Below are 25,918 nucleotides of genomic sequence, written 5' to 3'. Positions count from 1 at the left end.
CCAGAAGTGACTGGAATCGCGGTCTTTCGTTCTTTCTGTGGGGATTCGAGTCCTCTGCGCCGAAGTGAGGCGCGTGCGCCGGCCTCATTTCGGCGCAGCGCCCTCACAAGACCAGCGCCGCGGCTCTCGAAACAGGTGAACGTCAGGAGCGCGAGGAACGACGTCGGGACAGGCCGACGGTGACGGCGGCCGAACCGAGAACGACCACGAGCGCACCGATGAGTAGTGCGACACCGGGGTTGAGCCCGGTGCTCGCGAGCTGGTGACCTGAAACCTTCGAGCTGGTGCCGGTTGTGCTGCCAGTGGTTCCCGATGACCCAGAGCCCCCGGTGCCTGGCGACGAGGTGGCCGTGGCGGTAGGCGTGGGTGTCGCGGTCGACGTCGGCGTGGGCGTCGGAGTGGGTACGGCTACCGTGGCGGTGCCGGTGAAGGGCACGTTCTCGATGGCGTTCGGCTGCTCTGGGTCGATGCTGATCTGGTGGCCGACGATGTGGACGTTTCCGCTGAACGAGCCGGCAGCAGTGGGTGCGAATGCCAGAGAGAACGTCGCAGTCTGCCCGGGTCTGTAGGTCGTGCCGACCCCGCCGAACGACGAACCGCTGAGGATGACGTTCGAGGACGGGTTGCCTGCCGAATCAGTCACAGTGATGTCATTATTGTCGAAGGCGATCGGGACTACACCGTCGATGAGCAGGCTGACGTTCTGCTCAGTTGACCCGCCAGCCGGCAGGCTCCCGAATTCGATGCTGCTGCCGCCCGCGTTCGTTCCGACGGTGAAGTGAACGGGATCCGTCGCGATCGACTTGCCCTGAAAGGTGATCGAGAGCGTCTTGGTCGAACCGTCGGTGCGGTCTGTCGCGATCAGATTTGCGGTAGAGGCCGAGTTCACACCCGCGGCAGGAGCGGTGTAGGCGACGCTGAAGCTGACGGTGCCGTTGTGGGGAACGACTGTCGCCGCAGTGAAATTGAGGCTGCCTACGGTGAAAGGTGTGGTCACTGCCGTCAGAGCGGCCGGGTTGATGGAGATGTCATTGTCTCCGGTGTTCAGGATCGTGAACGAACGGGTCAGAGTGGTGCCTTGCTTGCGAAACCCGAAATCGGGAATGCCGCCAGACAGTGCCAGATCGAACGGAGTCGCCGTCAGAAAGCGTGACTGTGTGACAGGGAAGGCATGAGGCGCCGAACCGTCGAGGGGAATGGCCGACGCCGAGAGGGCAGCCCCGCCGACCAGTGTCGCACCAAGTGCGAGAGAGGCGACCGCGATGCCGAAAGAACGGTGCGAACGGGAGCGTTGGTCGTGGCTGGGCATGGGTCCTGCTTTCGGAACGGCGGAAGGTGATCGGTGGCGGGCACCACAAATCATGAATATAGCTCACACTGGCAGTAACTGACAAATAGTCACCCCATTCTGAGAAACCCGCGCCGCAGTGTGCAGACTGCAGATGCGGCAGACTGAAGTTATGAGCCCCTCGCTGACGGTCGTCGTCGCCCCCGACTCCTTCAAGGGCAGCACCACCGCCGCGGAGGTTGCTGCGGCAATCGGCGGCGGCTGGAGCGAAGCGCGCCCCGATGACACGGTGGTGCTGCGACCGATGGCCGACGGCGGCGAAGGCACCATCGACGCCTTCGCACTAGCAGTCCCGGGCGCCCTGCGCATCCCGGTGACCGTTGCAGGCCCAGACAACCGGCCGGTCAGTGCGGAGTGGCTCTGGCTCCCTCCGGCCGACGCCGAACGCCACCCCGACGGCTCCGTAGGCGGCGGCACTGCCGTCGTCGAACTCGCGAACACCAGCGGCATCACGCTACTCGCCGAACTCCGGCCGATGGATGCCCACACCCGCGGTTTCGGCGAAGCCATCTGTGCCGCACTCGACCACGGCGTCGACGAACTCCTGCTCGCCATCGGTGGCAGCTCCTCCACAGACGGCGGAGTCGGCGCACTCACCGCACTCGGCGCTCGGTTCCTCGACGCGGCCGGCCAGCCCATCGCAGACGGAGCCACCGGCCTCCGGGACCTCCACTCCGTCGATCTGGCGGCCCTGCGACCGCTCCCGCAGGGCGGAGCAGAAGTCATCACCGACGTCACCAATCCGCTGCTCGGAGACCGTGGCGCGGCCGCCGTCTTCGGCCCGCAGAAGGGCGCAGACGCCGACACCGTCATAGACCTTGAAGACGCCCTCGTCATGCTGGAGCGCGTGCTCGGTGTTCCCGGCGCGCACACCCCTGGCGCGGGTGCGGCCGGAGGAACGGGCTTCGGGCTCGCGCTGTGGGGAGCGAGCATCCGGCCCGGTGCCGTCGCCGTCGGCGAAGCGATGGGCCTTCCCGCCGAGATCGCCCTCGCTGATGTGGTGATCACGGGCGAAGGCCGTTTCGACGGCCAGTCCGCCGACGGCAAAGTCCCGTCGTACGTACTCGGCCTGGCGCGCGCGGCCGATGCCTTCGCCCTGCTGGTGGCCGGCAGTGTGGATGCTGACCCCGACGACTTCGCAGCGTGGGTGTCGCTCACCGAACTCGCTGGCAGCACGGCCGCGGCCATCGAGAACGCGGTGCCGTTCCTCTGGGCCGCGGGCAGGGCCCTCGCAACAGGCGCCGCGAACCAGTCGACGTCGTCCACCGACCAGTAAGGATCTCACAGTGTCGACAGCCACGCCCGATGTGCCCGGAAGCAGAACGAGACGGTACATCATTGTGGGGGCGGGAGCGATCGGTGCGATCCTCGCCGCGCAGTTCGAGGGTGCGGGCATCCGGTCGGTGCTCGTGGCGCGGGGGGAGAACCTCGCAGTGATCAGAGAACACGGGCTCACGGTGCGGAGGCCGGCGTCGACAGACGTGGTGCCACTCGAGGTGGTCGGCTCCGCTGCCGAAGTGCGGCTCACCGCCGATGACGTGCTCGTGATCGCCACCAAGGCGCAGGATGCCGAAGCCGCTCTCGCCGAATGGGCGTGGCAGCCCGTCGAAGCAGCGATTCGAGACGTCAGCGAGTCGGCCTCCGGGCTGGGCGCCGACGCGACTGCCGGGTCGGCAGCCGGAGTACCCACCCAGACGCCGCAGGCGCACCGGATGCTCGGGGCAGACCTGCCCGTGTTGACCTTCCAGAACGGGCTGAGCACCGAAGACGCAGCCCTGCGGCGCTTCTCGAAGGTCTACGGTGTGTCGATCGGCATTGCGGCGAGCCACCTGTCGCCGGGAATCGTGGTCTCACCGTCGTTTCCCGTGGTGGGTTCCATCTGGCTGGGGCGGTACCCGGACCAGCGCGACGAAGTGCAGGACGAGTTCGTGGCCGACCTGGTGGGCGCTGGGTACGACGCACAGAGCGTTTCGAATGTGTCGGAGTGGAAGGCGCGAAAGCTTCTGGTGAACGCGGCCAATGGGCTCGATGTTCTCGCGGGTGACGACGAGGATCGCCGGGTCGCACGCAAGCGTCTTATCGCTGAGACGCGTGCGGTCTTCGAGGCCGCTGGTGTCGCTGTCGTTCAGGATGCCCCGCGGTTCTCTCTCGCTGTGCAGGAGGTTCCCGGCCACACCTCCGGGCGACTCTCGACGTGGCAGAGTTTCGCCAGGGGAGCGTCGAGCGAGGTCGATTATCTGAATGGTGAGATTGTTCTCATTGCGCGGAAGGCCGGTATCGACGCTCCCCTGAACGAGCGGCTGCAGCGGCTGCTGGGCTCGCAGGCGGCCCTCTCAGAGGCTCCGGGTACGCACACACTGTCGGAATTGCTGGCGTAGCGGGGGCGTTGTCTGCTGCCGGGGGCGGTGCAGGGGCAGTGCGGGGCCGGTGTGTGGGGCACCCATGTGACTGTCACATGCCTGACATGGAATGTTACTGTCACATTTCAGCTCACAGGCGATCCGCAGAATCTACGCCATAATTGTGCTCACACAGCGATGTGACCGTAAACATCGTCGTGACGAACCAGTCATTCCCCAGCAACATCCCCAGCGGCCCGGTACCCAGAGAACGGCAGAGCGTGGCTTCAGACCCGCAGCGCGATCGTGCGCCGAGCATCCGCGATGTCGCGAGACTCGCTGGCGTCTCGCACCAGACGGTCTCGCGTGTGCTGAACAATCACCCGAGCATCCGGCCGGAGACAAAAGCCCGGGTGCAGCAGATCATCGACGACCTGCAGTACCGCCCGAACCGGGCGGCGCGTGTGCTGGTCACCAGCCGGTCGCAGACGCTCGGGATCATTGCTGCCGACAGTTCGCAGTATGGCCCGGCATCGGGAATCCAGGCGATCGAGCGCGCGGCTCGCGCCGAGGGATACTTCGTCAACTCGGTGAGTCTCGACTCGACAGACCGCGAATCGATCGAGCTGGGCCTGAATCATCTTCTCGACCAGGCCATCGAGGGTCTCGTTGTGATCGCTCCGCAGGTGAGAGTGCTCGAAACGTTCAACAACATGAACCTGACGATCCCGTTCGTGACACTGCAGAGCGCAGGCTCGGCCGACCACGCGCTCTCGGTGGACCAGATCAGCGGCGCGCGGCTGGCCACGCGGCACCTGCTGGACCTTGGCCATCGCAACATCTACCACCTGGCCGGCCCGCAGGACTGGGTCGAGGCCGAAGCGCGGATGCATGGCTTTCTGACCGAGATGTCCGAGCGCGATGTGCCGGCAACCGCACCCATCCTCGGCGACTGGACTGCAGAGTTCGGCTACCGCGCCGGGCGGGAGCTGTTGCGGGTGAGGGACTTCACCGCGATCTTCTCGGCCAACGACCAGATGGCCCTCGGACTCATCCATGCGATTCGCGAGGCGGGACTGAACGTGCCGGGCGACATCAGCATCGTGGGATTCGACGACATTCCCGAAGCCGCGCACTTCTGGCCGCCGCTGACCACCGTGCGCCAGGACTTCGGCGAACTCGGTCGCCGCAGTGTCGAACTGCTTCTCGGCAAGATCGACCCGGAGCTCGGGTATGGGCAGACTCTGGTGCCCGAGCTCATCGTGCGCGCGAGCACCGCACCGCCCGCGCGCTGAATACCCGCGCCCACCGCGAACCCCTCCACCCAGGTCGGCCGGACAGGTTCGGCTGGCCTGCCCGCTCAGGAGTCGCGCTCGTGCCTCCGGCCCCGCGTGTCGCGGTTCTCCCGGTGTCGGAGTGCAGTTACCGAACCGTGACCATCGCGACTTGACACGTCATGGACCGATATGACTAACATGAGGGCATCCAATGTGACCGTTCACATTTCGATCGCCGAACACACTCATGCGAAGCGACAGATTCGCTATCGCATGCCCTGACCAGACAAAGGAGTCGTCCCACGTGAAAATGCCGCTCGATTCCCGCCGCACATCTGCCGCAGAATGCACTCTGACGGGTGGTGACAAGTGAACTACGGCCCCGAGATCGAAGTAGCGATCGCCCGCGCACGTGCAGATGTCTCGAACCTGCATGCGGAGCTGGTGCGTTATGGCCTCGTGATCTGGACGGGTGGCAATATCTCTGCCCGTGTTCCCGGTGCAGAACTGTTCGTGATCAAGCCCAGTGGCGTGAGCTATGACGAGCTCCGCCCGGAGAACATGATCCTCTGCGATCTCGATGGCGAAGTGATTGCTGACACCCCCGGATGTGAACGGTCGCCCTCGAGCGACACCGCAGCGCACGCCTACGTCTACCGGAACATGCCCGCCGTCGGTGGCGTGGTGCACACCCACTCCACCTATGCCACCGCATGGGCGGCGCGCGGCGAAGCGGTTCCCTGCGTCATCACCGCAATGGCAGACGAATTCGGCGGCGAGATCCCGGTCGGTCCCTTCGCGATCATCGGTGACGACTCGATCGGCGTCGGCATCGTGGAGACACTCACAGGTCACCGTTCCCGGGCAGTGCTCATGCAGAACCATGGCGTCTTCACCATCGGCAAAGACGCGAAAGACGCCGTCAAGGCGGCAGTCATGACTGAGGACGTCGCCCGAACGGTGCACATCTCGCGTCAGCTCGGCGAACCTCTGCCTCTGCCGCAGTCGGCTATCGACTCGCTCTTCGACCGCTACCAGAACGTCTACGGCCAGGCTCCCAAGGGGGCCATGAAGTGACGCCCGCGCAAGCCCGCACTACCACCCACGAATTTCTCGCCATCGGCGAGAGCACAGACCTCCGGGATTCCCAGTCAGGTATCCGGCGGAACCAGGTCCACTACCGACTCGCGCACGGCCTGTAATCACAGCAACACCCGCATCACCCCGCATCACCCCACCACCGCATTACCTTCACACAGCACCTGCTGACAACGAAGTCCACATGCACAAATTGAAAGGAAATACAGTGAAGAAGAAGGTTGTTCTTTCTCTCCTGGCCGCAAGCGCCATGGTGATTTCACTCGCCGCCTGCTCCTCGAGCGGTTCATCGTCAGGTTCCTCCACCGGCGGCGCAGCCGCCAGTGCGGGTGGCCTCATCGGCGTTGCAATGCCGACCAAGTCGTCTGAGCGGTGGATCGCCGACGGAAACAACATCAAGACGCAGCTCGAAGCAGCCGGTTACACCGTCGACCTCGAGTACGCAGAAGACGACATCCCCACCCAGGTCAGCCAGCTCGAGAACATGATCACCAAGGGTGCGAAAGCACTGATCATCGCCTCGATCGACGGCACCACGCTCACCAACACGCTGCAGAACGCCGCCGACAACAAGATCCCGGTCATCGCCTATGACCGCCTGATCCGTGACTCGGCCAACGTCGACTACTACGCGACCTTCGACAACTACAAGGTCGGTGTCGAGCAGGGCACGTCACTGCTGACTGGTCTCGGCGTTCTCGACGCAAGCGGAGCGAAGACCGGCGCCAAGGGCCCGTTCAACATCGAGCTGTTCGCCGGTAGCCCCGACGACAACAACGCGACGTTCTTCTTCAACGGCGCGATGGACACCCTGAAGCCGTACATCGCTGACGGAACGCTCGTCGTCAAGAGCGGCCAGACCGACTTCAACACCGTGGCAACGCTGCGTTGGGACCCGGCCACCGCCCAGTCGCGCATGGAGAACATCCTCACGTCGACCTACTCCGACGGCACCACGAAGGTCAACGGCATCCTGTCGCCCTACGACGGCATCTCACGTGGTCTGATCTCGGCTGTCACCTCGGCGGGCTACACCGTCGGCGCCGGCTTCCCCATCATCACCGGCCAGGACGCTGAGCTCGACTCGGTCAAGGCGATCATTGCCGGCGAGCAGTACTCGACCATCTACAAGGACACTCGCGAACTCGCGAAGGTTGCTGTCAAGATGGCAAGTGCCGTTCTCTCGGGCCAGACTCCTGAGACCAACGACACGAAGACCTACGACAACGGCAAGAAGGTCGTTCCGGCCTACCTGCTGCAGCCGGTCGTCGTCACGAAGGACAACATCAAGAGCGTTCTGATCGACGGTGGCTACTACACCGACGCTCAGGTCAACGGCTAACACCACGCACCACCGGTTTCGATACGGCCCTTCGGGCCTACTCAACCAGCGTCTTTCGCCGGTTGAGTAGGCCCATTGTGGGCCGTATCGAAGCAACACCCCAGACATCCATCCACCAACCATCGACGTTCAGCAAGCCTGAGGGAGGGACTATTGTGACCACCAATATCCTGGAAATGCGGCATATCACAAAGACATTCCCCGGCGTCAAGGCGCTGCAGGATGTCACGCTCGACGTCAGCCGCGGCGAGGTCCACGCCATCTGTGGCGAGAACGGTGCCGGCAAGTCCACGCTCATGAAGGTCCTGAGCGGTGTATACCCCCACGGAACCTACGAGGGCGACATCGTCTTCGAGAACGAGACCGTCGAGTTCCGTGACATCAGTGACAGCGAGGCCAAGGGCATCGTCATCATTCACCAGGAGCTTGCGCTCAGCCCCTTTCTCTCGATCGCCGAGAACATCTTCCTCAACAACGAGATCACAGGCGCCTTCGGCCTGATCGACTGGAACAAGACCAACATCGAGGCCTCGAAACTCCTTGCCCGTGTCGGCCTGCGCGAGAACCCGACCACGAAGGTTCGTGACCTCGGCGTCGGCAAGCAGCAGCTCGTCGAGATCGCCAAGGCACTCTCGAAGCGAGTGAAGCTCCTCATCCTCGATGAACCGACCGCTGCCCTCAATGACGAAGACAGCGATCACCTGCTCGACCTGATCCTCTCGCTCAAGGGCCAGAACATCACGTCGATCATCATCAGTCACAAGCTCAATGAGATCAAGAAGATCTCCGACACCGTCACCGTCATCCGCGACGGCAAGGCCATCGAGACGATCGCCAAGAGCGACGTCACCGAAGAGCGCATCATCAAAGACATGGTCGGCCGTGACCTCGAGCACCGCTACCCCGATCACACGCCGCACATCGGCGAGGAGATCCTGCGCGTCGAGAACTGGACGGCCTACCACCCGCAGGACCCGACCCGCATCATGGTCGACAATGTGAACCTCAACGTCAAGCGTGGCGAGATCGTCGGAATCGCTGGCCTCATGGGAGCGGGGCGCACCGAGTTCGCCATGAGCCTCTTCGGGCGTTCCTACGGAACACGCATCTCGGGCCAGGTCTTCAAGAACGGCGTCGAGATCAAGACCCGCACGGTGTCTGAGGCGATCGAGAACGGTCTCGCGTACGCCACGGAAGACCGTAAGTTCTATGGCCTCAACCTGATCGAAGACATCAAGCGCAACATCTCGATGGCTGCGCTGAAGAAGCTCGAGAAGGGCGGACTTGTCGACGACAACAAGGAATACGAGGTCGCCGACGGCTACCGCAAGTCGATGAACATCAAGGCACCGTCGGTGCTGTCGAAGGTCGGCAAGCTGAGTGGTGGTAACCAGCAGAAGGTCGTTCTGAGCAAGTGGATCTATTCCGACCCTGACGTGCTCATCCTCGATGAGCCGACCCGCGGGATCGACGTGGGTGCGAAGTACGAGATCTACACGATCATCAACCGCCTCGCCGCAGAGGGCAAGGGCGTCATCGTCATCTCGAGCGAGCTGCCAGAACTCATCGGAATCTGCGACCGCATCTATGCCATCGCCGAAGGCCGCATCACCGGCGAAGTACCCATCGAGAATGCAACACCCGAAACGCTGATCAAGTACATGACCATGGAAAAGGAACGAATCTGATGTCCGATCTCGAGACGAAGCCGGCTGACGACACTGCCGCCGGTGGCCGGGTCAACCCGGTCGACAACAAGTTCACGTCAGCGCTCAGCCACGTGCTCAGTGACATCGGCAAGAACGGCATCTTCCTCGCCCTGATCCTTGTGGTCGTGGTGTTCGAGATTCTCACGAACGGCGTGCTCCTACGACCGCAGAACGTGTCGAACCTGATCGTGCAGAACGGCTACATCCTGATCCTCGCGATCGGTATGGTCATGGTGATCGTCGCCGGCCACATCGACCTGTCGGTCGGGTCGGTCGCGGCCTTCATCGGCGCGATCTCGGGTGTCTTCGCGGTGAACATGGGCCTGCCGTGGTGGGTCTCGATCATCCTGTCGCTCGCCATCGCCGCCCTGGTCGGTGCCTGGCAGGGGTTCTGGATCGCCTACGTCGGCATTCCCGCCTTCATCGTGACCCTGGCCGGCATGCTCATCTTCCGCGGGCTCACGCTTGTGGTGCTGGGCAACGCGAACATCGGGTCGTTCCCCGACCTGTACCGCTCGCTCGGCAACGGCTTTCTCACGAACCTCTTCGGCGAATACGACGTCGACCCGCTGACCATCGGTGTCGCGGTCATTGCGATCGTTCTGTTCATCGTCCAGTCGATCCGCACCCGCCGCGGCCGCCAGAGCTACGGCCAGGCCGTTGAGCCCCTCGGCTGGTTCATCGTCAAGATGGTGCTGGTCTCTGCCGTTGTGGCACTGTTCGCCTACGCACTCGCCACATTCAAGGGCATCCCCGTCACGCTGATCGTGCTGGCCGTGCTCATCCTGATCTACGGCGTGGTCATGACCCGCTCGGTGTTCGGTCGCCACATCTACGCGATCGGTGGCAACCTGCACGCTGCCGAGCTCTCGGGTATCAAGACCCGCAACGTCACCTTCTGGTTGTTCGTCAACATGGGCTTCCTCGCCGGTCTCGCCGGCCTGGTGTTCACCGCCCGACTCAACCTCGCTGGCCCGAAGGCCGGTGACGGCTTCGAGCTCGAGGCCATCTCGGCAGCCTTCATCGGTGGTGCGGCGGTGACCGGTGGTGTCGGCACGATCGGTGGCGCCATCGTCGGTGGTCTGATCATCGGTGTGCTGAACAACGGTATGTCGATCATGGGTATCGGCATCGAGTGGCAGCAGGCCGTCAAGGGCCTCGTGCTGCTGCTGGCCGTTGCCTTCGACGTCTACAACAAGCGCCGCTCCGGCGGTCGTTGATCTGCTCTGACTCCAGCTGGTCTGGTTCGCTGCTGGTCTGGTTCGTCGCCGTACTGGTTCCCATCTGTACCGTTCCGTCTCCGTTCTGACAGCATGAATGGATGCCCGTGCCCACCCCGATGCTCCGCCTGAGATCTGTCTCGGCGAGATCTTCGGCGGGCACGGGCATTCGTGCTGTGTCGTTCGAGGTGCGCCGGGGCAGCGTGCATGGCATTCTCGGCGAGAACCTCTCGGGATCATCCGAACTCCTGGCAGCCCTTTCGGGGTACCTGTCGGTGACCGAGGGAGTTCTCGAGCTCGACGGGGTGCCGACAGTCTTCGCCGGTCATGCTGAGGCTGAGGCGGCCGGTGTGGCCGTGGTGCGGGGTCGGCCGAGCGTCGTTCCGCATCTTACGGTGGCCGAGAACGTGTTTCTCGGCCGTGAGCGCGCTGTTCGCGGGTTTGTGAAGTTCGATCGCCTGCACTCGGAGACGACGGCGATCCTCGCCCAGCTCGGCGCAGGGGCCACGGTCAAGGCTGCTCGCCCGGCCGGTGATCTGACGCCGGCCGAACGCTGGGTGGTCGAACTCGCGAGGGCGATCGTCGCCGAACGCCGTGTGCTGCTGCTCGACGAGCCGTTCAGCGGCCTCGATGCTCCCGGTCTGGCGCTCGTCGGGGTCGCGATCTCGCGGGCGGCCGCCGACGGCATGACGATCATCGTTGCGACCCACCGGATCGATCAGCTTCGGCGGATCGCCGAAAGCGTGACGGTGCTCTCGCGTGGCATCGCGGTTGAGACGCTCGAACGGGATAGTGCACAAGGGCAGCGTTCGGGTCACGACGGTGGTGCAGGCGAAGGTGCGAGCGGTAGCTGGGGCGACGTGACGACGCAGCGGCTCATCGGCTACATGACGGCCAACGTTCGGGTGACACGGCGGGTTCTGCACGAGTCGATCGAGCCCGGTCCGGTGGTTCTGGCGGTAAAGGACTGGTCGGCCTTCGACCCGATCGAGGCGACCCACGCCGTGGTGCGACACGCTTCGCTCAGCGTTCGCCGCGGCGAGATCGTCGGGCTGGCCGGGCTCGAGGGCTCCGGCATCGCTGAACTCGCCCTCAGCCTCTTCGGGCGGTCGTGGGGGTCGTCGTCAAGCGGCGCGATCGAGGTGAACGGTCGCCCCCTCGCGGCAAAGAACCCGCAGGAGTCGATCGCCGGTGGCCTCAGCCTGTCGACCGACGCGAACGTGAAGTATGACCTGCAGTTGCTCGGCGGCATTCCCTCGCGTATCTCGGCGTCGATGTTGGCTCGACTCGCACGCCTAGGCTTCGTTGACAGGGGGCGCGACTACGAGACCGCGGCGCCGGCTTTCGGGCTCGGCGGCATCTCAGAGCTGGTCGGCGGCCGGGGCGGCAAGGGTGCAGGGCCCGGGGCTGGTGCTGCCGGGGCTCCGGGTGGCAGAGTGAGTGCCGGCGAACAGCGACACCGCGAGGCACTCGAGCTGTGGCTGGGGCAGCCAGAGGGGGTTCGGCCGGCCGTGGTGATTCTCGATCATCCGACTCGCGGTGCCAACGCCCTGGGCGTGCAGCAGCTTCGTGACCTCATCGTTGAGTTGGCGGCCTCGGGAACCGGCGTGTTGCTCGCCTCTGCCGACCTCGACGAGCTGCTCGTCATGACCACCCGGGTGTACACGCTGTTCGAGGGTCGCGTGACAGCCGAGATCGACACGCGCACGGCCACCCCACAGAGCCTGCTGGCGCGGATGATCGGGCCGGCCTGACCCGCCCGGCACCCCGAATCGCCTGACACCCTGAATCGCCTGACACCCTGAATCGGAGACCGTCCGCACTCGCCACGAATCACTCAACCGTCGGCCCTCGTTCAAGCCGACGCACTATTTCGCGCGGCTTGACCCAGGGCCGACGATTGAGTTATCCGTTATTCAATCGGAGGTCAGTGCCGTCGCCTGAAGCACGATTCCGTTGCCGTCGGGGTCGTCGAACTGCACGAACGAACCCCACGGCGCGTGCTCGATCTCCCCGATGCTCACGCCGAGACCGCGAAGGCGCTCGACCTCGCCGCCGAGGTCATCGGTCTCGAGCACGAGACCTTTCAGCGAACCCGCGGGCATCGTGCCGAACCAGGTCACGAGCGTGAGCGCCGTCTGGGCGCCGGGCGGCGAGACGAGCATCCACCGCATGTCCGGCCCCATCTGCACGTCGTTCACGAGGTCGAACCCCAGCGTGTCGACGTAGAAGTCACGCGCACGATCCTGGTCGCTCACCGGAACCGAGAACAGCTGCACGTTGGTGATAGTCATGCCCACATCATCCACACCCGCTGTTTGCGCGTCAAGCGTGGTCGCCGGCCGTCGTGCCGCAACCGGGCCCGGGGATCGACTTTCGACGGAGATTCGTGGTGCTGCGGCGAATGTGGGCGCAGTACCGCGAATCTCCGACGATTGTCGGGTGGTTTCGCCGGGCGAGGTGGCCGGGCACTACTTCGCCGCGACGGCAGCGGTCGGGATGCTCGTCTTCACGACCGCGAGGAACGCCGTCTTGCTCCCCGTGACGGAGACCGTCAGTGTCTTGCCGAGATCTGCGGCGACCGGAGTGTAGGTGGCGGTGGTTGCGCCCGGGATGGCGACTCCCGCACGGCTCCACTGGAACGCGAGCGTCACTGGTGCGGGGCCCCAGGTTCCGGTGGAGGCCGTCAGGACCTTGCCGATGGCTGGCGTACCCGCGATCGTCGGCACTGGAGTCGCGGTGAGGGCGGAGAGAACGGCGCTGGTGGCAGCGCTGGTCGTGGTGACTGTGCCGTAACCGGCTTTCGATCCGGTGACGCTCACCGTGATGACCTTCGCTGCGTCGACCGCGGTCAGCGTGTAGCTGGCGGACGTCGCGCCGGTGATGGCGACGCCGGAGCGCTTCCACTGGTACGTGAGCGTGACGGGCGCGGGTGACCAGGTGCCAGCCGTTGCGGTCAGGGTCTTGCCGACGGCCGGCGTGCCCGCGATCGTCGGCACCGGAGTCGCGGTGAGGGCAGCGAGCACGGTAGTAGTCGAGGCGCTGGTCGTCGTTGCGGTCGCGAAACCCGCTTCTGAGCCGGTGACGCTGACCGAGATGGTCTTCGATACGTCTGCGGCCGTGAGGGAGTAGCCGGGCGCGGTGGCCCCGGCGATGGCGACGCCGGCACGCTTCCACTGGTAGGCGAAAGTGACGGCCCCGGGCATCCATGCACCCGGGTTCGCCGTCAGCGTCTTACCGGCGACGAGCGTACCCGTGATGGTCGGCGTCGCAGTCGTGAGAGTGCCCTGGGCGATCGCGGCAGTCGGAAGGCTCGTTTTCGTCGTGGTGATGAATCCGGTTGCCGTACCGGTCGCCGAAACCGTGATCGTCTTCCCGACATCGGTGCCTGTGAGAGTGTACTTCGCGGCGGTGGCGCCGGGGATGGCGACTCCGGCCCGCGCCCACTGCAGCGCGACGCTCACCGGTGCGGGGGCCCAGGCACCGGCCGTGGCCGTCAGAACGCTGCCGGCCTTGGCAGTGCCGGCGATGGTGGGAACAGGAGCCTGGGTGAACGGGCCGAGAACGGTCGACGTCGGGTTGCTCACCACGGCGGCGGTCTCGAACCCGGGGCGGGTGCCGGTCACCGACACCGACATGGCGAAGTGCTGGTCGCTCGCAGCGAGCGTGTACGTCGAGGCGGTCGCCCCGATGATCGGGGTGTCGCCGTGGTACCACTGGTACGCGAGTTTGACCGTGCCGGGGCCCCAGGCGCCGGGTACGGCCGTCAGCAGCGAGTCGACCGAGGTGGTGCCGGTGATGGCGGGTTTCACAGAGATCAGCGCCGGGGTGATGGCGGGAACAGCGGCCGTCCACGTGCCGGTGCCGGCTGTGACGTGGATCGTCGTGTACCAGACGCCGGCCGAGGCGAACTGCACGTTGTTGCTCTTCAGACAGGCGAAGCCGAGGCTGTAGTCACCGCCCTTCGTGCGCACGTTCGACGCCATGCCGAGAATCTGGGCGCTCAGGTTCGCCGGCGACTCGAGCACGTATTTCGTGCCGAAGTAGAAGGCGCCGTCTGCGTAGGCCGACCAGGCGCTTCGAACGCGCTCCTGGCCCACCGGGGCGATGAAGGTCTGAACCGAGGTGGCATCGGCGGGACAGGAGAAGAGGAGCCGGGCATCCCTGCTGCTCGGGGAGCCCACGAGGTCGTCGGTCCAGGCGTAGACCTGGGTGGCGGGGAATCGGGTCTCCGTGCCGGAGTCGAAGAGGTAGTACGCGCCGTCCGAACCGTTGGGCTGCACGAGGGCCTGGGCTGCGGTGCCTGAGCCGGCCACCAGGAGGGCGGCGGTCGCGAGAGTCGCCGCTGCGGCGAGGGCACGGCGAAGAACGAGGGAGGTCATCGGGGTGCCCATTCGGTCGGCAGGGTCGCGGGCATCCGGTGTGCCAGCAGGCGCCACTGTCGCAGGCCGCGGTTACCAGCGAATGAACAGCGCGTGATCGAGCGGGGCCAGCCGGCGCCTGATGGCACGCGGATGCTCAGCGGCGCGGCACCGAACCGAGCAGCTGGGCGGCGCGGTACTGGGCCACGATGACCGCCCTGGTGTCGACCGGCAGTTCGGCGACGAACGTCACGGGCCACACCGGCCGGCTGCCCAGCAGCGTCCACGCGGCCTGGCGGGCAGCGCCGTCGGCCACGTACTCACCGGGGGTCGGCACCGAGACCGGTACGTCGAACACCTGGGCGGCAACGGCCTGCACGGCCGGGTTCTGGGCGGCGCCGCCGATCAGCATCACCCGCTGGGTCTCGACGCCCAGCGCACGGATCGCACCAATGCCGTCGGCGAGCCCACAGAGCATGCCTTCGATCGCGGCCCGGGCGACGTTCTCGCGGCTCGTCGACGCGATGGTCAGCCCGGCGAAGGTGGCGGTGGCATCGGGCCGGTTGGGTGTGCGTTCGCCCTCGAAGTAGGGAACCAGAACGGCACCGCCCGAGCCAGGCTGGGCTGCCAGCGCCAGTTCGGCGAACTCGTCGTAACCGACGCTGAGCAACCCGCTGATCGACGCCAGAATGCGGGCCGCGTTCAGCGTGACGACGATGGGCAGGAAGCCGCCGGCCGCGTCGGCGAAGCCCGCCACCGTTCCGCTGAGATCGGCGACCGGATGATCGGTGACAGCGAACGCGGTGCCCGACGTTCCGATGCTGATCACCACGTCTCCCGCCTGCGCGTCGAGCCCGAGTGCCGCTCCTGCGTTGTCGCCGGCCCCCGCCCCCACGATGATGCCGGCCGGGATCACGCCAGACGCGTCGGCGGGGTTCTCCACATCGTTCGCGTCGAACCGCAGGTCGCCGCCGTGCGCCACGGTCACGCCGGCGACCTCGCCCGTCTGCACCACGCGCGGCAGGATGACCGCCGGAAGCCCCTCGGGTTCGCTGACCCAGCGCGGAAGAGACCCGCTTCCCGCCGCGCCTTCGCCCGCCGAGTCGAGGAGGTCCTCTTCGAGTTCTTCCTCCAGCTCGTCGACGAGTTCGAACTCGAGTTCGGCCTCGGCCACTCCGACGGCTTCGACGCCGGGCCGGCCGAGGGCCCGCTCGAAGAGATCGAAGTCGTAGGCGTTGGCCGCCGGGCTCCAGTACGAGGTGCCACTCGCGTCGGAGCGGTCGGTGGTGAGGGCATCCAGAACCGGGCCCAAGGGGCTCTCGTCGGCGGGGCCGTAGCCGAGCAGGCGCCAGGTGAGCCAGTCATGGGGGAGTGCGACGGCGGCGACGCGTGCGACGTTCTCGGGCTCGGCGTCCCGCAACCAGCGGAGTTTTGTCGCGGTGAAGGAGGCAACAGGCAGGGCACCAGCCCGTGCGGCGTAACCGGTGGGGCCGGCCGCGCCGACCTCGGCGAGCAGGGCGGCGGCAGCCGGGGCGCTGCGGGTGTCGTTCCAGAGCAGGGCGTCGCGGATGACCCGGCCGTCGGCGTCGAGCACGACCATGCCGTGCTGCTGGCCACCGATCGAGATGGCAGCGACGTCATCGAGCCCGCCCGCGTCGGTGATCGCGGCGAGCAGCGCGACCCACCAGGCGTCGGGTGCGACCTCGGTGCCCTCGGGGTGGGATGCCCGGCCGCTGCGCACGAGGGCGCCCGTCTGGGCATCCCGGATCACGATCTTGCAGCTCTGCGTACTCGAATCAACGCCGGCGACGAGGCTCACGGGGTCTTCTTTCATTTATTCAGGAGGATGCGCAATCGAGTTTCCCCACGATGTCGGTGTCGGGGTCCAACACGCACAGTTCGAGGAAACTCGATCGTCGCGACAATCGCAGCGGAGGTGACCGACGAAGCACAGCTTCGTCGGCGCTCGCTGCGCAGCGAGCATCCACCGGATGCTCGCATTCAACTCAGCGAGCGCCCGTGAGGTGCTCGAGGGCGAGCTGCTGCAGGCGCACGAAGCCGAAACCCTTGCCGTTGTAGTACGGGGTCGGGTCGAAGTCTTCGTAGGCCGAGCGGTCGGCGAGCAGCTCGGTGTATGACTCACCGGCGGCCAGCGTGGGCTCGGCGAGCTCTGTCACCTTCGAGAACGCCAGCGCCTCCTGCACCTCGGGGTCCGCGCGGAACGACGCCGCGCGCTCCTTGAGCAACAGGTAGGTGCGCATGTTGGCGGCGGCCGAATCCCAGACGCCCGTGATGTCTTCGGTGCGGCTCGGCTTGTAGTCGAAGTGGCGCGGCCCGTCGTAGACCGGCCCACCTTCCGGCGAACCGTTCTCGAGGAGGTCGACGAGCGCGAACGCGTTGTAGAGGTCGCCGTGGCCGAACACGAGGTCCTGGTCGTACTTGATGCCGCGCTGGCCGTTGAGGTCGATGTGATAGAGCTTGCCCTGGTAGAGCGCCTGCGCGATGCCCGCGGCGAAGTTCAGCCCGGCCATCTGCTCGTGCCCGACCTCGGGGTTCACCCCGACGAGTTCGGGGCGTTCGAGCGTCTCGATGAAGGCCATCGCGTGCCCGACCGTCGGCAGCAGAATGTCACCACGCGGTTCGTTCGGTTTCGGCTCGATCGCAAAGCGGATGTCGTAGCCCTTGTCGGTGACGTAGTCGCCCAGCATGTTCACGGCTTCGCGGTAGCGCTCGAGAGCCGAACGGATGTCTTTGGCCGCGTCGTACTCCGCACCCTCACGCCCGCCCCACATGACGAAGGTCTTCGCCCCGAGCTCTGCGGCGAGGTCGATGTTGCGCAGCACCTTGCGCAGCGCGAAACGGCGCACGGCACGGTCGTTCGAGGTGAAGCCGCCGTCTTTGAAGACGGGGGCCGAGAACAGGTTGGTGGTGATCATCGGGATGATCAGCCCGGTGTCGGCGAGGGCGCCCTTCAGGCGGTCGATCTGGTTCTGACGTTCGGCGTCGGTCGAGCCGAATGCGAAGAGGTCATCGTCGTGGAACGTCAGGCCGTAGGCGCCGAGCTCGCTGAGACGGGTGACGGCCTCGACCACATCGAGGGGGGCGCGGGTCGGCCCGCCGAACGGGTCTGCGCCGTTGTAGCCGATCGTCCAGAGTCCGAAAGAGAATTTGTCAGCGCGGGTGGGTGTCAGAGACATTCCGTTGTGCTCCAGTCAGCATCGTTGGCGAGAAAAAGTTACCACGCCCAACATATTCCCCCTTCGGCCTCGATGTCAAAAGATATTTGCTCCCCTGGCGTACTCCAGCGCCGCCGCGAGTTTGGATCGCGACTGCTGACCAGTATATGTTTGTAGAATCAACAAAGTGACAAGTGGATCGATACCCGCTTCCACCCGTTGGCCCCGCACGTACCGTTCGCGAAGGGATTCCACGCCGTGACACTCTCCGGTTCGTTGCGCCCCATCTCCGCCGGCGTCGGCAACAGCAACGACCAGACGCGGCGCCACAATCTCTCGACCATCCTGACCATGCTTCATCACGGCGGAGCCCAGACCCGCGCCCAGCTCACTCGGCTCTCCGGGCTCAACCGCTCCACCATTGCCGCCCTGGTGGCCGAGCTCGCCGAACTCGGCCTCGCCTATGAGACGGAGCCGAGCGACTCCGGATTGGTCGGCCGCCCCAGCCCGATCGTGCACGCGAATGAGAAGATCGCGGCGATCACGATCAACCCCGACGTCGACGCCATCACCATCGGCCTGGTCGGGCTCGGCGGTGAACTGCACAAGCGCATCCGCTTCGAAACGGCCTCGGTGCCGAGCGTGCGCGAGACGATCAACGTGGTGACCGCGGTGATCGCGGGAATGCGGGCCGAACTCGACACCCAGTACCGCGTCGTCGGTGTGGGCATGGCGATCCCCGGCCTCGTGAACGGGCGTGACGGCACCGTCAGGCTCGCGCCGCACCTCGGTTGGCAAGACGTTCAGGTTGCCGAGCCGTTCTCCGCCGCGCTCGGCTATCCCGTGCGCATCGCGAACGACGCCGGCCTCGCGACACTCGCCGAGAGCCTGTTCGGCGCCGGCCGGGGTGTTCAGGATCTCGTCTACCTCAACGGCAGTGCCAGCGGCATCGGCGGTGGAGTGCTGGTCGGCGGGTCGATGTTGCGCGGTGCGCAGGGGTACGCCGCCGAACTGGGTCACACGCTGGTGAACAGTGCGGGCATCCGGTGCCACTGCGGAAAGATCGGCTGCCTCGAGACTGAGGTGAACCTCGGCCGGCTGCTGGCCGTTCTCGGGCGTGAGGGTCTCGGTCCCGATGAGCTCGACGCGGTGCTGGCTGGGGCTCTCGCACCGGATGCCCGGGCCGAGGTCGATCGCCAGCTCGACGTGCTCGCGCTGGCCATCGGGAACTTCATCAGCGTCTTCAACCCGCAGGTCTTCATTCTGGGCGGATCGCTCGGGGCGCTGTATGAGGCGAACCCGGAGCGGTTACGTGCGGCGGTCGCGGCCAACGCCGTCGGCACGCTGGGTGAAGACGTGCGCATCGAGCGGGCGCAGTTGCGCTCGCGGCTGCTCACCGTCGGCGCGGCAGAGATCGTGTTCGCGGGGTTGCTCGGGGATCCGGCTGCTGCCAGCCCGCTGGTTGAGTAGGCCCGCTGGGCGGGCCGTGTCGCAACCTGGTTTACGCAGTGAAGGTTTCGATACGGCGGGGCCGCCTACTCAACCGGCGTTGTACGCTGCTCCAGCGCGAGCTGTAGTCTCTGCGCATGAAGATTCTTCTTGTGGGCGCCGGCGGAGTCGGCGATTCGATCGCCAAGATCGCCGCCAGGCGCGCGTTCTACGACACCGTCGTCGTCACCGACTACGACCTCGCGCGGGCCGAGCGCACTGTCGCGTGGATCACTGCACGTCACGGCGCAGAGATCGGCGGGAAGTTCCTCGCCGACCGCATCGATGCCTCCAACGCCGACAGCGTCGCCGAGGTCGCCCGCCGGCACGGGGTGACCCATGTGATGAACGCCGTCGAGCCGAAGTTCGTGCCCACCATCTTCGCCGGTGCGCTCGCCGCAGGGGCCAACTACCTCGACATGGCGATGAGCCTCTCTGAGCCGCACCCCACCGATCCGCACAGCGAAACCGGCATCAAGCTCGGCGACGACCAGTTCGCCCAGGCCGCCGACTGGGAGAAGGCGGGCATCCTCGCGCTCGTCGGCATGGGCGTCGAGCCCGGCCTCTCCGATGTCTTCGCACGCTACGCCGCCGACCACCTGTTCAGCGAGATCGACGAGCTCGGCACCCGCGACGGCGCGAACCTCGTCGTTCGCGATGACGACGGCAACGAGATCTTCGCCCCGAGCTTCAGCATCTGGACGACGATCGAAGAGTGCCTGAACCCTCCCGTCATCTGGGAGAAGGATCGCGGCTGGTTCACCACCCCGCCGTTCAGCGAGCCCGAGATCTTCGACTTTCCAGATGGCATTGGTCCCGTCGAGTGTGTCAACGTCGAACACGAAGAAGTGCTGCTCATGCCCCGCTGGGTCGACGCCAAGCGCGTCACCTTCAAATACGGCCTCGGTAACGAGTTCATCGGCATTCTGAAGACGCTGCACCAACTCGGTCTCGACAAGACGGCCCCCGTGCGCGTGCGTTCGGCGAACGGCCCCGTCGAGGTCGCCCCGCGAGATGTCGTCGCGGCCGGCCTGCCTGACCCGGCGACCCTGGGCCCACGGATGACCGGCAAGACCTGCGCCGGGCTCTGGGTCACGGGCACCGGCGTCGACGGCTACCCGCGCGACGTGTACCTGTACCACGTGGCCGACAACGAGTGGACGATGGCGGAGTACGAGTCCCAGTGCGTCGTCTGGCAGACCGCGTTGAATCCGGTGATCGCGCTCGAACTCCTGGCGCTCGGCCTCTGGACGGGCACCGGCGTGCTCGGCCCCGAGGCGTTCGACGCCCTGCCGTTCCTCGAACTCATGGCGATGCCCATCGACGAGGGCGGCTACGGCCAGGAGTGGGGCCTGGAAGACAGAGCCGTCTGACCCCTCGCTGGTTGAGTAGGCCCGCGCAGCGCGCCGTATCGAAACCCGCCTTGTTCGGTGGGTCGCTCGGTGTGGGGTCTCGATACTCCCCACCGGAAGCATCCGGCGTGGGCCCACCGTGCGGGCTACTCAACCGGCGAGAGGGCTCAGCCGGCGACGGCGACGAGCCCGTCCACAGACATGAACGCAATCAGCACGAGTGACAGAGCAGCGATGGCCCCGACAAGGCAGAGCGCCTTCAGCCATGGCCATTTCTCGAACCAGAAGATCACGTCGGCGTAGTTCTCGCGCAACTCGGCGCGGCTGATGGGCTCGGATGCCCGGCGAACCGGCACCCCGTAGGCCCCCGCCACCGCACCGATGTTCTCGTCGCTCCAGTATTGGCCGCGCATCCGGAGCAGCAGTTCGCCCGTGGCATCGAGGATGAAGAGCTGCTGGGCGGTGTCGAGGGACTGGCCGCGGTAGACCCGCACGATGACGACGCTCGCGATGCGCTTGGCCGAGATTCTGCGCTGGTGCACGAAGAAACCGTTCTCGGTGATGCCGTCACGATCGAGCACGATTCGCACGCGGGAGAGCAGGTAGATCGCCGTGAGGTAGGCCGCCGCGACGACGACGATCGCGACCAGCACGCGGGGCCAGGTACCGCGCGGGATCGCAAACCACAGCATTGCAGCGAAGACCGGCAGGGCGCTCGCGGCGGCGACGGTTCTCGATTGGATGAACAGCTGGGCGCTCGGCCGGAGCGTACGTGAATGTACGAGCTGCGACGTCATGAGCACTGTTCACCGCCGGTCGGTCGAGGGCATGGCACGAAGATGTGTGGTCTCCAGCATCCAGTACCGGCGCACTGCTGTATAGGCGGCATTAAGGGGGACACGGCGGCGGATGATCGGACCAGGGCGCGGCCAGGGCCCAGGACCGGGCGCCGGTGCTCAGGCGGCCAGGGTTCAGGCCTGAGGCCTAGGCCTCAGGCCTCGCGGTCGGTGATCGCCTTCTCGAGCGACGCGATCTGCGCGCTCAGCTCGGAGACCTGCCGGGCCGTCGCCGCGTGCGACTCCTTGTCGGTGGCGCGGGTGCGCTCGGCCAGATAGGAGGCGAGGGTACCCGTGATCGTGCCGATCACCCCGACGCCGGTGAGCATGAGGCCCGCCGCGACGATTCGCCCGCGAACGGTGATCGGCACAAAATCGCCGTAGCCCACCGTTGTCACCGTGACGATCGCCCACCAGATGGCGTCACCCATCGACACGATGGTTGCTCCGGGGGCGTTCTGTTCAGCATCCAGAACCATCAGGGCCCCGACGTACAGGATCATCACGAGCGTCGACGAGACGTACAGGCCCACCCGGCCCCGCAGCGCAGAGCCCTTCGTGCCGCCCGAGAAGTTCGCCATGTTCACGAGCCGCAACAGCCGCAGCGGGTTGAGCGCCGGAATGGCCGTGATGACCAGCTGATACCAGTTCTTGAGGAACCACCTCTTTCGGTGCGGGCCGGCCAGCACGAGGTTCGCGACATAGTTCACCGTGAAGGCGAGCCAGGCCACGCCCATCAGCAGCAGCAGCACCGATTCTGCGGTGCCCTGCACGTTCGCGATCACCTTCACGCTGAACGCCACGAGAAAGAGGATCGCCGCCGCGTTCAGCGGCCAGGTGGCGAGCCGGTTCCAACGCGCCTGCGGCTCGGTGTCGGGTAGCTTCGCCATGCCGCGATTCTAGGGCGTGTCTCCCAACTCCGGGTCGAAGCGAGCAGCACGTCTCGAGGTGGCCTGCAAGGCCGAAGAGGAGTTCGCACTGGAAGTGCGGGCGACGATGAGTACGCCGCAGGGCGCCCCGGGACGCGCAGCGCAGCCGGCGCGGAGTTGGGAGACACGCCCTAGGGCTGCAGGGTCGGGTGTCATGGATGCCCGCGCCGCGGCGGCCCGCACCGACAGGTGTGCGTGCACCCCCGCGGGTGCGACGGCCGGACCGATCTCGGGGCCACAGCCAGTACCCAAGCCGCACCCGGACTGCGTATCGTTGCCTCATGACGTCAAACACCCCGAAAGAGTCGGAACAGATCTGGATCGGCGACGTGCACGTTGCCAACATCCGAGAGGAGCACGGCCACGGAGAACGTCCCTTCCTGGTGGAGAGTGTCAACGGCAAGCTGCTGAAGCAACTTCCCGACCGTCACGCGGCAGAACTGTGGATCTCGGTGCACTCCGACGACATCACGGAGCGCGAGCTCGGCTGAGCTGCGCCTGACCTGCGCGGGGCTGGGCCCGATCATCCGGTGCAGAGGCAGATCGAGACGGGCACCTTTTGACACGCCCTCCTGCTCGGCATCGAACTGACGCGACACGCCTTTCCGGGACAGCGTGAAGGGCGTGTCGCGTCAGCTCGAAGAACGCGCTGCGGCTCAGCTGGCGGCGACGTCGATCTCGCGCAGGTGCCGGTACTGGCCCTTGAAGTACAGCAGCGGCTGGCCGGTGTGCCAGTCGACCGAGCTCATCTCGTTGACCTTGCCGATCACGATGTAGTGGTCGCCCGCCTCGTACTCGGCGTAGATGTCGCAGTCGAGCCACATGAGCGTGTCGATGATCACCGGGTTGCCCCCGCGGGTCGGCAGCCAGTCGATGCCGGCCCACTTGTCTGTGCCCTTTCGCGCAAACTGGTTCGAGATCTCGTGCTGTTCGTGTGAGAGCACGTTCACGCTGAACTTGCCCGTCGCGCGAATGCGCGGGTACGTGGTCGAGTTCAGCATCACGCTGAACGACACCAGCGGCGGCTCGGTCGAGACGCTGTAGAACGACTGGCAGGTGAACCCGACAGGTTCGGTGCTGGCCGGTCGATCATCCGTTGCATCTACGGCTTCGAGGCCGCCGATGATCGTGATACCCGAGGCATAGTGCCCGAGGGTGTTGCGAAAGGCTCGCGCGTCGATCTCGTCGCCGATCGCGGTACCGATGTTCTGGTTCATGGTGTCTCCCTTAGTGATGTGGGTCAACGTCAGGTACGTGGATGATCGATGGGCTGCAGGCTCGAAGCAATGCCGGCCAGTCGCCTCAGGTTCGAGGCGTACTCGTCGGCCGCACCCTGCACGATCTGATCGAGGTGATCCATCTGGCCGGCGACGAAGTAGAAACCGCGGCCGGGAACGATGGCACCCAGTTCGACGAGCAGGGGAGCGAGGTTGACCGTCGGGCCCATCGAGTGGGTCAGGTCGGCCCCGGTGAGAACCGGGATCGCCGTCACCCCCGCGAGACCGTTGGCCGGGTATCGGTCGAGGAACGCCTTCAACAGGCCGGTGTACGTCGCCTTGTACGTGGGCGACGCGAACACCGCGAGATCGCTGGAGGCGACACCGGCATTCAGGGCCGCCATCTTCTCACTCGGCCAGGCGAAGATCTCGTCGGTGTGGTCGGCCAGATCGATCACGGTGGTCTCGTAGCTGCCGGGTTCGAGAAGCTTCTCTACAAGCGTCTCGGCAACCTTGAGGGTGCGCGATTTCGGTTTGGGGTTTCCGACAATGATCGAAACTTTGAGCGTCATCTTTACTCACTTATCTGGTGTTGACAGAATTCGAGACGACGGTGGAGAGATGCAACGGAGCTGACGCGAAGAGCGGCGAGCTGTGCGTGCAAACACCAACGTGTCTCACACACCACCGAGATTTTGTGGCCCGGTGGGCCCGCAACGGCTTACGTTGCCCTATCAGTATGCCGTGCGAATGTTTCGGCTGTATTGCGCCGTGCATCGTCTTCTCTGTGAACGCAGTTCGGCCGGGCGGCATCAGAAGTCCCGCAGGTTCGCGCGCAGGCCCCCGCCACCGAACGAGGTACGCAGGATGCCCCGGCGGCGTAGTTCGGGCACCGTCTCATCGAGCATCCGGTGCAGGGTCACGGGGTGCAGGTCGCCGTTGATGATGAAGCCGTCGTTGTCGGCCGATTCGCCCAGGCCCTCGACGAAGTCGGCGAACTGGGACGCCGTGCCGACGAGACCCGAGCCGTCGGCGAGGCGGCCTTTTCGCGCCTTGCGGGTAGCAATCTGGCGCAGGGTGTCGGTCTCGATGTCTCCCGCGGCGCCCACGAGGTTGTTGATCGTGCCCTGCGAAACGTGCTGGGCGAACACGCCGGGCCCGATCGGCCGGTCGAGATCGAGAACGGTGAGGTCAGTCTCGAGGTCACTCGATTGGGCGGCCAGTACCGCGATGAGCACGTCGTCAGTTGGATGCTCGGAGGCCCGCACCACGCGATCGACCTCGTCGTCGCTGCTCACGATCTCGGGCTTGATCACGAAGAGAACGCTGATGTCGCGGGGGTCGCGGCCCTGCCCCAGCGCTTCCTGGTGGATCTTCTCCCGGTAGGCCCGAACGCGTGCCGGGTCGAGGGGTGCGAGGGCGAGCTGCACGTCGCTCTGGCGGCCGGCGAAGGCGAGGCCGCGGTCCGAACCGCCGGGCGAGACGACGACGGGGTCGCCGGAGCCGTCGTCGAACGGTAGCGCGTTGAGTGGGCCGTCGAGGTCGAAGTATTCACCGCGATGCTCGAACGCGTCGAGCTGCGAGGCATCGGCGAAGCGGCCGCTCTCCACATCGTGCAGATAGGTGCCCTCGCCCCAGCTGTGCCACAGCCGTCGAATCACGCCGAGCCACTCCTCGGCGCGGTCGTAGGCGGCATCGTGCGAGAGCTCGGGCAGGCCGAAGTGCCGGGCGCTCTTCACATCGGTGACGACGTTGATGCCGAACCGGTTGCTGCTGAGGTGCTGCAGCGTCGCGAACTGACGGGCGGCGAGGTACGGCGGGTAGGCGCCAGCGTTGACCGTCGGCGTGATGCCGAGGTGTGTCGTTGCGGCGAACAGGTAGGGGGCAAGCAGCAGCGGGTCGTGCTTCGGGCCTCCGTAGGCCGAATCCACGCGCAGGCCCAGTGTCTGCGGCGAGCCGAGGGAGAGGGCATCTTCGGCGATCAGCAGGTCGAAGCCGGCCTGTTCCAGCTCGCGCGCCGATTGCTGGTAGACGTCGGGGCGCTGCCAGGCGTAGTTCCAGCGGTAGTCGGGCCGCCCCCAGCCCTGCGGGCCGAACCCGCGGCCGAAGAACCACCCGAAGTGTTGCAGTCGTGACATGGCTCCAGTCTGTTCGAGGTTCGTTGCCCGGTGCCCGAATGTGTCGTTGTATGAATCGGCGACTGGCCGCCGAAGGCGCGGGGACCGT

21 protein-coding genes are annotated in these 25,918 nt (G+C 65.9%); 11 read left to right on the top strand and 10 right to left on the bottom strand.

The window, feature by feature from the left end:
- Positions 1–142: 142 nt before the first annotated feature.
- Positions 143–1,309 (bottom strand): M73 family metallopeptidase, encoded by a 1,167-nt coding sequence (locus JOE66_RS15680; RefSeq protein WP_205111027.1) that lies wholly within the window; start codon positions 1,307–1,309, stop codon positions 143–145.
- Positions 1,310–1,460: 151 nt separating this feature from the next.
- Between JOE66_RS15680 and JOE66_RS15675 the strand changes: the two genes are divergently transcribed.
- The 8 genes from JOE66_RS15675 (at position 1,461) to JOE66_RS15640 (ending at position 12,087) form a co-directional block, all read left to right on the top strand.
- A complete protein-coding gene (locus JOE66_RS15675) occupies positions 1,461–2,624 on the top strand; it encodes a glycerate kinase (protein WP_205111025.1) in 1,164 nt (387 codons plus the stop codon).
- Between the two features lie 10 nt (positions 2,625–2,634).
- Positions 2,635–3,726 (top strand): ketopantoate reductase family protein, encoded by a 1,092-nt coding sequence (locus tag JOE66_RS15670; RefSeq protein WP_205111023.1) that lies wholly within the window; start codon positions 2,635–2,637, stop codon positions 3,724–3,726.
- Between the two features lie 242 nt (positions 3,727–3,968).
- Positions 3,969–4,982 (top strand): LacI family DNA-binding transcriptional regulator, encoded by a 1,014-nt coding sequence (locus tag JOE66_RS15665; RefSeq protein ID WP_205112103.1) that lies wholly within the window; start codon positions 3,969–3,971, stop codon positions 4,980–4,982.
- Between the two features lie 351 nt (positions 4,983–5,333).
- Positions 5,334–6,041, top strand: coding sequence for an L-ribulose-5-phosphate 4-epimerase (locus tag JOE66_RS15660; protein WP_205111021.1), 708 nt, complete (start codon positions 5,334–5,336; stop codon positions 6,039–6,041).
- A 271-nt stretch (positions 6,042–6,312) separates the two neighbouring features.
- Positions 6,313–7,404, top strand: a complete 1,092-nt coding sequence (gene chvE / locus JOE66_RS15655; protein ID WP_205112101.1) for a multiple monosaccharide ABC transporter substrate-binding protein — start codon at positions 6,313–6,315, stop codon at positions 7,402–7,404.
- A 176-nt stretch (positions 7,405–7,580) separates the two neighbouring features.
- On the top strand, positions 7,581–9,092 hold the full coding sequence (gene mmsA, locus JOE66_RS15650; protein WP_239518335.1) for a multiple monosaccharide ABC transporter ATP-binding protein: 1,512 nt from the start codon (positions 7,581–7,583) through the stop codon (positions 9,090–9,092).
- Complete coding sequence (mmsB, locus tag JOE66_RS15645) at positions 9,092–10,333, top strand: multiple monosaccharide ABC transporter permease (protein ID WP_205111017.1); 1,242 nt, start codon at positions 9,092–9,094, stop codon at positions 10,331–10,333. The genes mmsA and mmsB overlap by 1 nt, the downstream gene beginning before the upstream one ends.
- A gap of 101 nt (positions 10,334–10,434) precedes the next feature.
- Positions 10,435–12,087 (top strand): ATP-binding cassette domain-containing protein, encoded by a 1,653-nt coding sequence (locus JOE66_RS15640; RefSeq protein ID WP_205111015.1) that lies wholly within the window; start codon positions 10,435–10,437, stop codon positions 12,085–12,087.
- 162 nt (positions 12,088–12,249) lie between these two features.
- Here the strand turns inward: JOE66_RS15640 and JOE66_RS15635 are convergent, their stop codons facing one another.
- The 4 genes from JOE66_RS15635 to xylA form a co-directional block, all read right to left on the bottom strand.
- Positions 12,250–12,627, bottom strand: coding sequence for a VOC family protein (locus JOE66_RS15635; RefSeq protein WP_205111013.1), 378 nt, complete (start codon positions 12,625–12,627; stop codon positions 12,250–12,252).
- A 177-nt stretch (positions 12,628–12,804) separates the two neighbouring features.
- Entirely contained in the window at positions 12,805–14,772 is a 1,968-nt protein-coding gene (locus JOE66_RS15630; RefSeq protein WP_205111011.1) for a hypothetical protein, read from the bottom strand.
- A gap of 79 nt (positions 14,773–14,851) precedes the next feature.
- Positions 14,852–16,528, bottom strand: a complete 1,677-nt coding sequence (locus tag JOE66_RS15625; protein WP_205111009.1) for an FGGY family carbohydrate kinase — start codon at positions 16,526–16,528, stop codon at positions 14,852–14,854.
- Positions 16,529–16,700: 172 nt separating this feature from the next.
- On the bottom strand, positions 16,701–17,891 hold the full coding sequence (gene xylA, locus JOE66_RS15620; protein WP_205111007.1) for a xylose isomerase: 1,191 nt from the start codon (positions 17,889–17,891) through the stop codon (positions 16,701–16,703).
- Between the two features lie 237 nt (positions 17,892–18,128).
- On the opposite strand from xylA, the gene JOE66_RS15615 reads away from it, so the two are divergent.
- Both JOE66_RS15615 and JOE66_RS15610 read left to right on the top strand, forming a co-directional pair.
- Complete coding sequence (locus JOE66_RS15615) at positions 18,129–19,340, top strand: ROK family protein (protein WP_307827239.1); 1,212 nt, start codon at positions 18,129–18,131, stop codon at positions 19,338–19,340.
- Between the two features lie 116 nt (positions 19,341–19,456).
- Positions 19,457–20,731 carry a saccharopine dehydrogenase family protein gene (locus tag JOE66_RS15610; RefSeq protein WP_205111005.1) on the top strand — a complete coding sequence of 425 codons (1,275 nt, stop codon included), beginning with the start codon at positions 19,457–19,459 and terminating at the stop codon, positions 20,729–20,731.
- 146 nt (positions 20,732–20,877) lie between these two features.
- Here JOE66_RS15610 and JOE66_RS15605 read toward each other — a convergent pair whose 3' ends face one another.
- Together JOE66_RS15605 and JOE66_RS15600 are read right to left on the bottom strand one after the other, a co-directional pair.
- Positions 20,878–21,507 (bottom strand): hypothetical protein, encoded by a 630-nt coding sequence (locus JOE66_RS15605; RefSeq protein WP_205111003.1) that lies wholly within the window; start codon positions 21,505–21,507, stop codon positions 20,878–20,880.
- A 194-nt stretch (positions 21,508–21,701) separates the two neighbouring features.
- A complete protein-coding gene (locus JOE66_RS15600; RefSeq protein ID WP_205111001.1) occupies positions 21,702–22,436 on the bottom strand; it encodes a potassium channel family protein in 735 nt (244 codons plus the stop codon).
- 320 nt (positions 22,437–22,756) lie between these two features.
- Between JOE66_RS15600 and JOE66_RS15595 the strand changes: the two genes are divergently transcribed.
- Positions 22,757–22,966 (top strand): hypothetical protein, encoded by a 210-nt coding sequence (locus JOE66_RS15595; protein ID WP_205110999.1) that lies wholly within the window; start codon positions 22,757–22,759, stop codon positions 22,964–22,966.
- A 165-nt stretch (positions 22,967–23,131) separates the two neighbouring features.
- On the opposite strand, the gene JOE66_RS15590 is transcribed toward JOE66_RS15595, so the two are convergent.
- From JOE66_RS15590 to JOE66_RS15580, 3 genes are all read right to left on the bottom strand, one after another.
- Positions 23,132–23,692 carry a flavin reductase family protein gene (locus JOE66_RS15590; protein WP_205110997.1) on the bottom strand — a complete coding sequence of 187 codons (561 nt, stop codon included), beginning with the start codon at positions 23,690–23,692 and terminating at the stop codon, positions 23,132–23,134.
- A 29-nt stretch (positions 23,693–23,721) separates the two neighbouring features.
- On the bottom strand, positions 23,722–24,264 hold the full coding sequence (locus JOE66_RS15585; RefSeq protein WP_205110995.1) for an NADPH-dependent FMN reductase: 543 nt from the start codon (positions 24,262–24,264) through the stop codon (positions 23,722–23,724).
- A 240-nt stretch (positions 24,265–24,504) separates the two neighbouring features.
- Positions 24,505–25,830, bottom strand: a complete 1,326-nt coding sequence (locus JOE66_RS15580; protein WP_205110993.1) for an LLM class flavin-dependent oxidoreductase — start codon at positions 25,828–25,830, stop codon at positions 24,505–24,507.
- Positions 25,831–25,918: the final 88 nt, after the last annotated feature.

The sequence above is a fragment of the Subtercola frigoramans genome (genome assembly GCF_016907385.1).
In the GTDB taxonomy this organism is placed as follows: domain Bacteria; phylum Actinomycetota; class Actinomycetes; order Actinomycetales; family Microbacteriaceae; genus Subtercola; species Subtercola frigoramans.
This window is presented reverse-complemented; position numbering and strand designations above follow the sequence as displayed.